Origin of the sequence: Streptomyces sp. HP-A2021, assembly GCF_022807935.1 — a bacterium.
GTDB classification, from domain to species: Bacteria; Actinomycetota; Actinomycetes; order Streptomycetales; family Streptomycetaceae; genus Streptomyces; species Streptomyces afghaniensis.
Genome location: NZ_CP094344.1, coordinates 4,805,740 through 4,818,359 on the forward strand (window position 1 = coordinate 4,805,740; position 12,620 = coordinate 4,818,359).

The 12,620-nt window shown below is 73.4% G+C and carries 11 protein-coding genes; 4 read left to right on the plus strand and 7 right to left on the minus strand.

Annotated features, from left to right (window positions below):
• Positions 1–52 precede the first annotated feature (52 nt).
• Complete coding sequence (locus MQE23_RS21620) at positions 53–1,615, plus strand: carbohydrate-binding protein (protein WP_243379949.1); 1,563 nt, start codon at positions 53–55, stop codon at positions 1,613–1,615.
• A 190-nt stretch (positions 1,616–1,805) separates the two neighbouring features.
• Complete coding sequence (locus MQE23_RS21625; protein ID WP_243379950.1) at positions 1,806–2,684, plus strand: putative RNA methyltransferase; 879 nt, start codon at positions 1,806–1,808, stop codon at positions 2,682–2,684.
• Between the two features lie 8 nt (positions 2,685–2,692).
• Here the strand turns inward: MQE23_RS21625 and MQE23_RS21630 are convergent, their stop codons facing one another.
• The 4 genes from MQE23_RS21630 to MQE23_RS21645 are packed head-to-tail and all read right to left on the minus strand — an operon-like array spanning position 2,693 to position 6,430.
• Positions 2,693–3,382, minus strand: coding sequence for a DUF4328 domain-containing protein (locus MQE23_RS21630; RefSeq protein WP_243379952.1), 690 nt, complete (start codon positions 3,380–3,382; stop codon positions 2,693–2,695).
• Positions 3,383–3,403: 21 nt separating this feature from the next.
• A complete protein-coding gene (locus MQE23_RS21635) occupies positions 3,404–3,769 on the minus strand; it encodes a DUF952 domain-containing protein (RefSeq protein WP_243379953.1) in 366 nt (121 codons plus the stop codon).
• A 35-nt stretch (positions 3,770–3,804) separates the two neighbouring features.
• On the minus strand, positions 3,805–4,755 hold the full coding sequence (gene bla / locus MQE23_RS21640; protein WP_020269832.1) for a class A beta-lactamase: 951 nt from the start codon (positions 4,753–4,755) through the stop codon (positions 3,805–3,807).
• 40 nt (positions 4,756–4,795) lie between these two features.
• The gene (locus MQE23_RS21645; protein ID WP_243379954.1) at positions 4,796–6,430 is read right to left on the minus strand and encodes a penicillin-binding transpeptidase domain-containing protein; all 1,635 of its coding nucleotides are present in this window, start codon (positions 6,428–6,430) and stop codon (positions 4,796–4,798) included.
• Between the two features lie 85 nt (positions 6,431–6,515).
• Here MQE23_RS21645 and MQE23_RS21650 point away from each other — a divergent pair, with 85 nt between their 5' ends.
• A complete protein-coding gene (locus MQE23_RS21650; RefSeq protein WP_243379956.1) occupies positions 6,516–7,490 on the plus strand; it encodes a LysR substrate-binding domain-containing protein in 975 nt (324 codons plus the stop codon).
• A complete protein-coding gene (locus MQE23_RS21655) occupies positions 7,487–8,392 on the plus strand; it encodes a serine hydrolase (RefSeq protein ID WP_020269829.1) in 906 nt (301 codons plus the stop codon). Before MQE23_RS21650 ends, MQE23_RS21655 begins: the two co-directional genes overlap by 4 nt.
• 39 nt (positions 8,393–8,431) lie before the next feature.
• Here the strand turns inward: MQE23_RS21655 and MQE23_RS21660 are convergent, their stop codons facing one another.
• The 3 genes from MQE23_RS21660 to MQE23_RS21670 all read right to left on the minus strand — a co-directional run bounded on the left by MQE23_RS21660 (position 8,432) and on the right by MQE23_RS21670 (position 12,499).
• Positions 8,432–8,992: a TerB family tellurite resistance protein gene (locus tag MQE23_RS21660; RefSeq protein WP_020269828.1), complete on the minus strand. Its 561-nt coding sequence runs from the start codon at positions 8,990–8,992 to the stop codon at positions 8,432–8,434.
• 191 nt (positions 8,993–9,183) lie between these two features.
• Positions 9,184–11,085, minus strand: a complete 1,902-nt coding sequence (locus MQE23_RS21665; RefSeq protein ID WP_243379958.1) for a glycine-rich protein — start codon at positions 11,083–11,085, stop codon at positions 9,184–9,186.
• Positions 11,086–11,158: 73 nt separating this feature from the next.
• The gene (locus MQE23_RS21670) at positions 11,159–12,499 is read right to left on the minus strand and encodes a serine hydrolase domain-containing protein (RefSeq protein WP_020269470.1); all 1,341 of its coding nucleotides are present in this window, start codon (positions 12,497–12,499) and stop codon (positions 11,159–11,161) included.
• Positions 12,500–12,620 lie beyond the last annotated feature (121 nt).

Genomic DNA, 12,620 nt, shown 5'->3' on the forward strand with positions numbered 1-12,620 from the left:
AGCGCTTACTCCAGCCAGTCCCCTGCGTCTGATCTCACCTTGGAGACGAACGATGCACCTGAGACCAGTGATCGCGTCCGTCGGCCTCCTGGCCGGCAGCCTCGTCGCACTGTCCGGGAACACGGCACAGGCGGCGACCGTCCGGTACGAGGCCGAGACGTCGCCGGCCGTCTGCGCCGGCGCCATCGAATCGAACTGGGCCGGATACTCCGGCAGCGGCTTCTGCAACGGCGACAACGGAACCGGCGGCTACGCCCAGTTCACCGTGACCGCGTCCGCCGCCGGAACGGCGACCCTGAAAGTCCGCTTCGCCAACGGCGCGACCTCCGCACGAGCCGCGAACATCGTGGTCAACGGCACGACGGCCGGCACGGCGTCCTTCGAGGGCACCGGCGCCTGGAGCACCTGGGCGACCAAGACGCTGACCGTGCCGCTGCGCTCGGGCAGCAACACCGTCCGGCTCGCCCCGACCACCTCCGGCGGCCTGCCCAACATCGACTACGCCGACGTCGAGACGAGCGGCAGCGACCCGCAGCCCACGGGCCCGGTCCTCTACGTGTCCCCGGGCGGCACGGACGGCGCGGCCGGCACGGAGTCGAACCCGACGACCCTCACCTCCGCGATCAGCCGCATCTCCACGGGCGGCACGATCTACCTGCGCGGCGGCACCTACCGCCACTCCCAGACCGTCACCATCCCGGCGGGCCGGAACGGCACGTCCGGCGACCGCACGGAACTGTTCGCCTACCCGGGCGAGACCCCCGTGCTGAACTTCTCCGCCCAGAGCGAGGACCCGGCCAACCGCGGTCTCGCCGTCAACGCGTCGTACTGGCACGTCAAGGGCATCGTCGTCGAACGCGCCGGGGACAACGGCATCTTCATCGGCGGCAGCAACAACGTCATCGAGCGCACGGTGACCCGCTTCAACCGCGACTCGGGGCTCCAGCTCTCGCGGGCGCTGTCCAGCACGCCCAAGGACCAGTGGCCGTCCCACAACCTGATCCTGAGCGCGGAATCGCACGACAACGTCGACTCCGACGGCGAGGACGCCGACGGCTTCGCCCCGAAGCTCACCGTCGGCCCCGGGAACGTCTTCCGCTACACCGTGGCCCACAACAACATCGACGACGGCTACGACCTCTACACCAAGACGGACACCGGCCCCATCGGCGCGGTGACCATCGAGGACTCCCTCGCCTACGACAACGGCACCCTCAGCGACGGCTCCCAGGCGGGCAACGGTGACCGCAACGGCTACAAGCTCGGCGGCGACGACATCGGCGTCAACCACGTCGTCCGGCGCAGCATCGCCTACCAGAACGGCAAGCACGGCTTCACCTACAACAGCAACACCGGCGCGATGCAGGTCTCGGACAACGTGAGCATCGGCAACGAGCAGCGCAACTTCAACTTCGACTCGGGCAGCACGTCGGTGTTCCGGAACAACACCTCGTGCGACAGCGGCTCGAACGACCGGATCATCGGTAACTCCGACAGCTCGAACCAGTTCTGGTCCGGCTCGAACGGCTCCCGCTGCTCCTCCTACGCCGGGGCCCTGCGCTGGTCGTTCGGCTCGGACGGGCGGCTCGTCGTGACGTTCGGCGGCAACCGGTAGCCTGGCCGTATGGCATGCACCGGCATTCCGCACTGCTTCCTCTGACACCGCGGTGAGGACGGCGACGTGAGCCGATCACGTCGCCGTCCTCGGCGTGCCCGCCGTCCGCGGGCACCGACGGCTCTCCGTTCACCGCCTGCATCCAGCTCGGGACAGGGCCTTCGTCCTGCCGAGCTGTCGAGGAGCATTCATGCCGACCACCCCTGCGGGAACCGGCCGACACCGCCCGTCCGACCGGCTGCTGACCGTCCTGACCTGCCCCCTGTGCCCGTCGGGCCTGGAACGCGCCGACGGTGCGCTGCGGTGCGCGGCCCGGCACACCTTCGACATCGCCCGGCACGGCTACGTCAGTCTGCTGACCGGCCACCGCCGGGCCGCGAGCGCCGACTCCGCCGACATGGTCAGGTGCCGCGGCGCGTTCCTCCGGGCCGGGCACTACGACCCGCTCGCCCGTACCCTCGCGGGGTTCGCCACGGAACTCGCCCCGCCCGACGCCGTCGTACTGGACGCCGGGGCGGGCACCGGCCACTACCTCGCGTCGGTCCTGGACGCGCTCCCCGGGGCCCTGGGGCTCGGGCTGGACAGTTCCACGCCCGCCCTGCGCGCCGCGGCCCGGGCCCACGCCCGCGGTGAGGCCGCCGCGTGGGACGTCTGGCAGCCGTGGCCCGTCCGGTCCGGCTGCGCCCACCTCGTGCTCAACGTCTTCGCGCCCCGCAACGGGCCGGAGTTCCACCGCGTCCTGCGGCCCGACGGCGCCCTGCTCGTCGTCACGCCCAGCGACCGGCACCTGCACGAACTGCGCGGCTCCATGGGGCTGCTGGCGGTCGACCCCAGGAAGGAGGAGCGCCTGCGCCGGACGTTGGCGGACCGCTTCCGGCACGAGCGCGCCGAGTCCCTGGAGTACGCCATGAGCCTCACCGCCGAGGACGTCGCCGGTCTGGTGACCATGAGCCCGGCCGCGCGTCACGTCGATGACGGGGAACTGCGGCGCCGGGTGGCGGAGTTGGCGGTGCCGGTGCGGGTGACCGCCTCGTTCGTGGCGTCGGTGTACCGGCCTCGGGAACGGTAGCGGACCGCTCAGGCGGCGGGGCGTGCCGCCTCGTCCATGCTCTGCTGCAGTGCCGTGGTGAGCGTGCGGATCATGAGGGCGGCGGCCCCGGCCGCCGCCACGATCACCGCGTCGGCGGCGAGCAGGGGCAGGACGTCGGTGTAGGCGCGGGCGATGACCTCGTCCGTGGAGTCGGCGTAGACGAGGCCCACCCCGCCGGCCAGACCGGCCAGCCACAGGCCCCACCACCAGTTCACGACGGCCGGCAGCCGCCGGTCGGGGAAGACGGACCGGTGGGCGTCCGCGACGATGCCCCGGGGTATCCACAGGTTCACGACGGGGACGACCCAGCCCAGGAGGAGCCAGAGAGACGCGTACCGCGGCTCCGCGCCCGACAGGGCACGGGCGTTGTCGCGGACGCGGTCCAGCCAGGACAGGAACGCGAGCGCGCAGACCACGATGACGGCGGCGCCGACGGAACTGACCAGGTGGTAGGAGTCCTCCAGGGCGGTCAGCGGGCGGTGGGTGCCGCCGCCCTGGTCCGGCGGGCCGGAGGCCGGCTGCCCGGTCATGGCCAGCCGGACGTGCCAGACCGCCCGGGCCGCCCAGGCCAGCGCGGCGAGGCCGAGCGCGACGACGGCGCAGCGGGCCGCGCCGTGGACCGGGCGCAGGGCGGGGAGGGGGGCCTTGGGGGTGTCGGGGGTTTCCTGTTCGCTCACCGGGTCATCCTGTCGTACCGCTCACCCGTTCGTGTTCCCGAGCCCGACGGCCCGGCCCTCCTCGTCCCACCGCACCTCCAGGACGTGGTCGACGGCGTCCCGGTCGAGGGGGCCGTACACGTGCGGGAAGAGGGTGGCCTCGTCGACGCCGGGCGGCGGGGCGGGGTCCGCCGCCTCCCACTCCACCCGCGCGGTGAGGCGGGCCTCGTCGAGGGCGAGCACCAGCAGGGGCCGGGGCGCGGCCCGGTAGAAGGCGTTGACGACGGCGAGCGTGGTCGGCTCGTCCGGTGAGCAGTGCACGAAGCCCTCCTCGGCGAGGGAGGCGGGCGCGTACGGCCCGTCGGGGGCGGCGTGCCACTCGGTGAGCGGTATGCAGTGGTAGATCATGGCCCCGTTATAGGCCACCGGGGGCCCGGGGGCCTCTAGAACCCCAGGGCGGTGACGGTCCGTGCGGTGGCTTCGGCGATCAGGGCGTTCGAGGGTTCGGCGTCGTAGCCGGGCCGGTCGGTCATGACGGCCAGGACGAGCGGTGCCGTGCGGGGCGGGCGGACGATCGCGATGTCGTTGGCCCGGCCGTAGTTGCCCGTGCCGGTCTTGTCGGCCACCTGCCAGCCCTTGGGGAGTCCGGCCCGGATGCGGCGGGCGCCGACCGCGGTGGCGTTGTGCGAGAGCCAGTCCGTCAGCAGGGCGCGTTCCCCGGCGGGCAGGGCGGTGCCCAGGAGCAGCTCGCGGAAGTCGGCGGCGACGGCGCGGGGTGTGGTGGTGTCGCTGGGGTCCTTGGGCCGTACGTCGTGCAGTTCGGGTTCGTAGTGGTCCATGCGGCTGACGGTGTCGCCGAGTCCGCGCAGATAGGCGGTGAGCTTCGCGGGGCCGCCGAGGTCGCGCATGAGCAGGTTGCCGGCCGTGCCGTCGCTGTAGCGGACGGCGGCGTCGCAGAGTTCGCGCAGGGTCATGCCGGTCGCGACGTGGCGTCCGGTGACCGGCGCGGTGGACTTGAGGTCGGCCCGCGTGTAGGTGACACGCCGGTCCAGGCCGCCGAGGGAGCGGTGGTGCAGGACCGCCGCCGCGGCCAGGGCCTTGAAGACCGAGCAGAACGCGAAGCGCTCGTCGGCGCGGTGGACCGCCGTGGCGCCGGTGCCGGTCGCGAGGGCGTAGACGCCGACGCGGGCGCCGTACTCGCGCTCCAGGTCCGCGAGGCGCGGGCGGTGGACGGGCGGGGCGGGGGTACGGCGGCTCGGCCTCGGGGCGGGCCGGGTGGTCGTGGCGGCTCGGTCCGCCCGGTCGGTGCCGGCCGTGCCGCAGCCGGCCAGGGGAAGTAACGCCGCGGCGGCCAGTAAGGCGCGGCGGGACGAGGCGGGCCCGTCGACGGGCATGCGTGGTGCTCCTTTCACTCGGATCACTGGGTTGCTCAGCTCACTCGGAGTCGGCTGGGGCGGCGGCCAGCAGAGCGCGGACGACCGGCCCGGCGGAGCCGCCGCCGGTGACGCCCTCCTCGACGACGCAGGCGACGGCGATGTTGCCGCGGTGCGCGACGAGCCAGCCGTTGTTGTCCTGGTCGTCGGAGACCTCGGCGGTGCCCGTCTTGGCGCCGATCTCGCCGGGCAGGTCGGACAGGACGCGCGCGGTGCCGCCGGTGACGGTGGCGCGCAGCATCTCGCGCAGCTGCGCGACGACGCCCCGCGGCAGCGGGGTCGTGCGGGTCGTGTCCTCGTTCCCCTCGGTGAGCGAGGGCTGGTGGAAGGTGCCGGAGACGGCCGTCGCGGTGACGGACGCCATGATCAGCGGGTTGGCCTGCACCCGGCCCTGCCCGATCATCGAGGCGGCCTTCTCCGTCTCGTCCTTCGGCACCGGCACGGAGCCGTCGTACGAGGGCGCCCCGACGTGCCACTCCTGCCCGACGCCGAAGTACTCGCGGGCCACCTCGCCGAGCTCCCCGTCGTTGAGCCGGTCGCGCAGGCTGATGAACGCGGTGTTGCACGACTCGGTGAAGTCCTTGCGGAACGTGGCGCCCGGGTGCTCGGACAGCTCCACGTTCTGGAACCGCTTCCCCACCGTGAGGTACTTGGGGCAGTCCACCACGTCGTCCGGTGCGACGGCGTCCTTGAGCAGCAGGGCGCTGGTGGTGACGATCTTCCAGGTGGAGCCGGGCGCGTAGGTGCCGGACAGCGCGCGGTTGAAGCCGGAGGACGGGGAGTTCGCCACGGCCAGGATCTCGCCGTCGTCGATGCGCAGGGCGACGAGCGCGGCGTTCTTGCCGTCGGCGTGGGCGGCCAGGGCCTTCTCGGCGGCGGCCTGCCAGCCGGCGTCGAGGGTCGTGCGGACCGGGCCCTCCTCGCGAACCGTCCGCGCGCCGAACCTGGCCTCCGTGCGCTCGACCTTCCCGGTGGCCCGGTCGACCAGGTGGATCGCCCCGCGCGGGCCGGTGCCCCCGCCGCCTCCGCCGAGCTGCGCCATGACCGGCCCGAGGGAGGGGAACTTCGCACCCGACAGGGTTGTGCCCTCCCGGTCGGTGACCTCGGGGGGCTCGGTCTCCTCGCGTTCGAGGCGGAACTTCTCGGTGTCGCTCAGGCGCGGGTGGACGACGGACAGCGTCCAGTCCACCTTCCAGCTGCCGTCGCTCTGCTCGCGCAGCGGCAGCTTCGACTCGTAGGTCCAGGTGCCCAGGCCCTCGACGGGCATCCGGGCGGTGAACGGGACGGTGACCGTGCCGTCCTCGGCCTCGGCCGCCGGCTCGGCCGTGAGCTTCGGTCCGCTGATGTCGAGGCCGGCGGTGAAGCTGTCCAGCACCCGCTGTGCCGTGCCGGGGCTGGTCGTACGGCCGGCCGCGCTCGGCAGCCGGCCGGCGGCCCAGTCGGCGAGGAAGGCGCGGGCCTGTTCCGCGGCCGCGGGGTCGGGCCCGGTGTCCCGCTCGAAGGGGCCGAGACCGGCCGCGTACGCCCCGCCCGCGGCGACGGCCAGCACCACCGCGCCCGCGGTGACGGCCCGCACGGCCGTCCGGCGCGGCCTGCGGCCCCCGGTGATGACGCTGGAGTGGTCGTGGTGATCCATGCACCGAGAACAGCAGCGGGCCGGGCACCTTGTCCAAGTCCGGTATCGATCTCGGACCGATATCGAACGGATATGCTTCCTGCTCGTGGACCTGGTGCGGCACTTGGAGTGCTTCGTGGCTGTTGCAGAAGAGTCACACTTCGGCCGTGCCGCGGCTCGTCTGGGCATGGCGCAGCCGCCGCTCTCGCAGCGCATCCAGCGCCTGGAGCGGCACCTGGGCGTCCGGCTCTTCGAACGCACCAGCCGGCAGGTGGCCCTCACCGAGCCCGGGGCGCTGCTGCTGGCGGAGGCCCGGGAGGTGCTCGCCCGCTCCGAGGCGTTCATGGCCACCGCGCGCCGCATCCGGGACGGCGAGACCGGCCTGCTGCGTGCCGCGCTGCCGCCGGACCTCTCCGGGGAGACCGTCGCCGCGCTGCTGGCGGGCTTCACCGGCGCGGGCACGAGCGGCCTGGAGCTGGAGCTGCACGAGCTGTCCACCGCCCAGCAACTGGAGCGGTTCGCCGCGCACGAACTGGACGTCGGGCTCATCCACCACCCGTGTGACGTCTCCGGGCTGGAGCTGGGCCCGGTGCTGCGGCGCGAGCTGGGGGTGCTGCTGCCCCGCCGAGCGGCGGCCGGGCTCGATGAGGTGCCGCTCGCCTCCCTCACCGGCCGTGACCTGATCCTCTTCCCCCGCGCCGGCGCCCCGGCCGTCTACGACGACCTCCTGACCACGTGCGCCCGCAACGGCTACACCCCGCCCGCCGTACGCCACGCCCAGGGCGCCAGCTTCGTGCGCGGGCTGGTGCTGTCGACCGAGGCGGTGGCGCTCAGCCCGCGGGACACGCACGGGCTCGCGCAAGAGGACGCGGCCCCGGAACGGGGCGTCGTATGGCGGCCCCTCACCGGCGCACCGCTGGCCCTGCGGCACTCCGTGGCCTGGCCCGCGGGGCGCGGGGACGCCGCCGTGTCCGCGTTCGCCGAGGCCGCCGCGCACGCGCTGCGCAGCACCGCCGGTGCGGCCCCCGACCTGCCCTCCCGCCCGCTGCACCTGCGCCCGGCATCGGAGTACTGGCTGTGACCGACGCCCTCGACCGCATCCACGCGGCCTTCGCCGACGCCGGGGTCACCGGCCGGCTGCACGCCCTCGACATCGACAGCGGCGCGCAGCTCGACGCCGGGGCGGACCAGCCGGTCTGCACCGCCAGCGTCCACAAGCTGTGTCTGCTCGTCACGCTCCACGAGCAGGCCGCTGCGGGGCTGCTGGACCTCACCGAGCAGGTCGAGTGCCCGCCGGAGAGCCGCACCACCGGCCCGACGGGGCTCGCCGCCATGCTCGACGGCGCCCGCCTGTCGCTGCGCGACCTCGCCTATCTGATGATGTCCGTCAGCGACAACGCCGCCGCCGACCTGCTGCTGGCACGCGTCGGTCTCGACGCCGTCAACCGCACCACGGCCCGCCTCGGCCTCACCCGCACGTACGCCGTCCACACCTTCGGCGAGCTCCTCGCCACCATCAAGGAGGACGCCGGTCCCGGCGGCGCGCGGTCGCTGGCCGACCCGCACGTCGTCGCCCGGCTGCGGGCGCTCGACCCGGCCCGCACCAACCACAGCACCCCGCGCGACATGACACGGCTGCTCGCCGCCGTCTGGCGGGACGAGGCGTGCATACCCGAGCACGGCGCGGCCATCCGCCGGATCCTCGGGCTCCAGGTGTGGCCGCACCGGCTGGCGTCCGGCTTCCCCTTCGACGACGTCCATGTGGCGGGCAAGACGGGCAGCCTGCCGACCGTGCGCAACGAGGTCGGCGTCGTCGAGTACCCCGACGGGGGCCGCTACGCCGTCGCCGTCTTCACGCGCACGGCCCGCACTTCCGCCCTCCAGCCCGCCGCCGACGCGGTCATCGGCACGGCGGCCCGCCTGGCCGTGGACGCGCTGCGCGCTCCCCAGGCGGGCCCGCGGGGGACCGAGCCGGGCCGCTGATCAGAACTGGGCTTCAGAGCTGTGCTTGCGAGCCGGACGTCAGAGCTGGAACTCCGCCGGAGACAGCCCCAGCGCCGCGCAGGCCTCGCGCAGGACCTGCGCCTCGGCCTGGGAGAAGTGACCGTCGGCACCGGCGATGACCATGCCGGTCTGGATCACGGCCCTGGCCTCGGTGGGCTTCTTGGCGGTCTTGGCGATCTCCTGCATGGCCTCGGCCTTGCCGTGCTGGAAGTTCATCGTCAGCTGGTCCACATGCTTGTTGAAACGCTGCCGCAGCTGCTCCGGCGGGAAGTTCTGCAGCACGTCGTTGCTGAGGATCATCGACTCGACCTGCTGCCGCTCGGCCGGGTCCACCTGCCCGTCGGCGGCGGCGACCAGCGCGCACATCGCCATGCTCGCGTCCCGGTACGCACCGCTCTTCAGCTCGGTCTTCAGCGAGCCGAGCTGCGTCTTCAGCACACCGATCAGCTGGGCCTTGCTGCCGCCGCCGGACCGCGTCCCGCCGCCGTGCCCGCCGCTGTGGCCGGCGGTGGCGCCACGCCCGCCCTGATTCTGCTGGAGAGCCTTGGCCTGGTCCTTGAGCCGGTCCCAGACTGCCATTGAGTCACCTCGGTAATCGTCGGAAGTCATCTCGCGAACCCGCTCCCGCGCGCTCACTGGACCAACGCCCGACCCCCTGGCAAAGGTTCCGCAAAACCCGCCCCTCTCTCACCGTCTGCTTCTCCGGCCGCCGAAACGGCGACTGGCCCGCACCCGGTGATCGGGTGCGGGCCAGTCGCGGTGAGGTGCTGTCACACGTCGTCGCGCGAGCGGAGCTTCAGGCGCGGGCCGAAGCGGAACGCCACGAAGCCCGCCGTGGCCAGGGCCGCCGCTGCCGCGAGGAGGATGCCGATGCCGCCGGCGCCGGTCGAGGCGAGGCTGCCGCTGTCGAGGTCGGTCGACGTGCCGCCCGTGGTCGAGGACCCGGTGCCGCCGGTCGTACCGGACGTGCCGGACGAGCTCGCGCTGGGCGACGGGCTCGGGTCGGCCGAGGCGGTCGGATCCGCCGAGGGGCTCGGGGACGGCGAGGCCGACGCGTCGCCGGCGACGACCTCGACCGCGAACTGGGTCATGGCGTCACCGACCGACGCGGCGACCGTGTACGTGCCCGTGCCCTCACCGGCGGTCAGGGTCGGGGCCGTGGCCTTGCCCGAGTCGTCGGTCTTGACGCGGACGACCTGCTCGCCGTCCTCGAAGCGGGGGGCGTCGTCGCTGTCGTCCTCGACCCGGAACTCGACCTCCGTACCGGCCGGCGCCGTTGCACCCGACTTGACCACACGGGCCTGCAGGGCCTTCTCGAAGGCCTTGCCCTGTTCGGCGCGCTGGTCGTCGCCGCCCGCGACGCTCACGGTGTAGGCCGACTTCTTCACCTTCACGGTGAACACCGTGGAGGCGCCCCCGGCTTCGGCGCGGACGACGAACTCGCCCTCCTTGCCGATGCCCGTCTCGAGCGGCGCGGACTGGGCGCGGCCCCGCGCGTCGGTCGGCACGGCCAGCTTGGTGGTGTCGGCGCCGTCCTTGATGAAGAAGAAGGCGCCGAGCTTGTCCGGGTCCTCGACCGTGAAGGTGACGGAGGCGTTCTCGACCGGGTTGCCCGCCTTGTCCCGGACCACCACGGCCACCGGGTCCGCGCCGCCGCCCGGCTGGGTGGTCTGGCCGGCTCCGGAGACCTGGGTCAGCTCCGCGATCGCGGGGGTCTTCCACTGGAACACGATGCGCCCGTTGCCGGAGCGGTCGGTGTTGACGCCGCCCTCGGCGATGCCGCCGCGCACCGGCTCGTCGGAGGCCTGCCAGAAGGGGTCCGTCCTGGCCGGGGCCACCGTGCGGTTGCCGCTGAGCAGCCGCGCGCCGGTCACCCGGTCCGCGTCGACGTAGCTGCTGCCGCCCGCACCGCTGCCGACCGCGCCCCGGTCGTCGTCCGTGCCGCCGCCACCGCCGCCGCCCGCATAGCCGGCACCGCCGCCTCCGCCCGCGCCGCCCGAACCGGAGCCGCCCGCACCGCCCTTGCCGCCCCCGGACGCGTCGGCGCCGGAGGAGCCGTTGCCGCCGCCCGCGCCGCCGGTGGCACCGGCCGCGCCCTTGCCGCCTCGCTCGGACTCGGTGTCGTCCTGACCGCGCTCACCGCCACCGGGGCCGCCCTGGCCGGCATCCATGCTGCCGTAGCCACCGCCGCCACCGCCGGCGGCGATGAGCAGCGGCTTGCCGTCGCTGGTGCGGACGCCGCTGCTGTTGCCGCCGACGGCGCCGTACTTGTCGCCGCCCGCGCCGCCGAGCGCGTCACCGAAGCGCTGGACGCCGACCGCGAGGGTCAGCCGCTCCCCGGGCGTGACGCTGAGCGTGCCCGCGGTGTAGCCGCCCGCGCCGCCGTTGGCGAAGGGGGTGCCCTCGCCGCCCTGACCCCAGGCCCGCACGTCCAGCGCCGTGACGCCGGCCGGGACCTGGAACTCCTCGCGGGCGCCGGTCGGATCGAACAGCCGGCAGCCGGAGAAGCCCTCCGTCGGCGTGCAGGTCTTCCCGGCGAGGACCGCGCTGCCGGCGGCCGTGGCGGCCGGCGCGCCCGTCAGGGCGGTACCGGCGGTCAACGCCACGAAGCCCAGGGCCGCCGCGCCGCGCCGGAATCTGGCGCGGCGCAGCACGACGGAATCGCGATGCATCAAGGAAACTCCCCAACTTGTCACAAGCTCCCCCCCAGGGAGCCATGAAACGCTCGATCAGAATCGAACACGATCAGTGGGACAGCTGACCAAACTTGAGGCTGCTGGTCAACTGAGAATGGTCGATTCCGGGCAACCGCTTGCTGAGCCCGCCACGAGCGTCTTCCGGGCTCACGAGACCGGCCCCGGGAGCGGACCCGGCAGCGGACCCGGAGTCGGCCGGGCAGAGGGCGCGGACGACGTACGCGTAGAGGGCGTTGTCGATCGCGTGCGGCTCGATGTCGCCGTTCTCGTCGACCCTCTGGTACTTCATCAGGTTCTGCGCGAGAGCCACCTGGCGCTTGCCGTCCCGGCTGGACAGCGCGGTCGTGCCGGCGCCGAACACCGCGCCGTCGTGGCCCCAGAAGCGGCCGCACGGCATCTCCAGCGCGTAGATGCCGAGGCCGTAGTCGAGGCCGCTCACCGGGACCGTGCGCGTCATCTCGTCCAGGGCGGCCTTGCCGATCAGCTTCCCGCCGAGCAGGGCGCGGTAGAAGCGGTTCAGGTCGTCGGTGGTGGAGACGACCGCGCCCGCGGTGTACGCCCAGGACATGTCGTAGACGCTGTAGTCGCGCGGCGGGTCGATCAGGCCGTAGAACGACTCGTACATCCGCGGGTGCGGGCCCTTGATGTACGGGGTGCGCGGGAAGGACGTGTGGCGCAGCCCGGCCCGGTCGATGACCTTGCGGGTGATGTACTTCTCGGCGTCCTGGCCGGTGACCTTCTGCAGGAGCAGCCCGGCGATGACGTAGTTGGTGTTGGAGTACGAGCCGGGCAGCTCGCCCGGGCGTCCGGTGGCGGGGGCGGCGAGGCCCAGCCGGACCAGTTCCCCGGGGCGGATGGAGCGGAAGCGCTCCTCGTCGAGGCTGGCGGTCGAACCCTCGACGAGGGAGGGGAAGGCGCCCGCGATGTAGTCGCCGATATGGCTGGTGTGGTTCAGGAGCATGCGGACGGTGATCTGCCGGCCGCGCTCCCCGGGTATGAGGTCGGGGAGGTAGTCGCCGATGGGCGCGTCGAGCCGGAGGCGGCCGCGCTCCACCTGCTGGAGCAGGGCGACGGAGGTGAAGGTCTTGCTGATGCTGCCCACGCGGTGTCGCATGCCCGGGGTGACGGGGCGGCCGGTCTCCACGTCGGCGACGCCGGAGGCTCCGGTCCACCGCTCGCCGCCGTCTCTGACGGACGAGAAGACGCCGTACATGCCCGCCTCGTGGATGGCGTCCAGCGAGTCGCGCAGAGCGGCTCTGTCGAGGGACGTGCGGTCCACGGACCCTGCGGGCGGCGCGGCCGGGCCGGCGTGAGCGGGTGCGGTCAGTACGGCGGTGGTCGTCAGCAACGTGGTGCCCAGGACGGTTCCGAGAAGCCGGGCGATACGCAACGGCCTTCCCCTTCCTCGGTGTTCGAAAAGGTCGGGGTCATCGTCACGGGAAGCGGATGCGCCTTACATCCACCCACGGGATGATCGTTTATCGGCCGGTCGATGGCAGAAATGACCACAA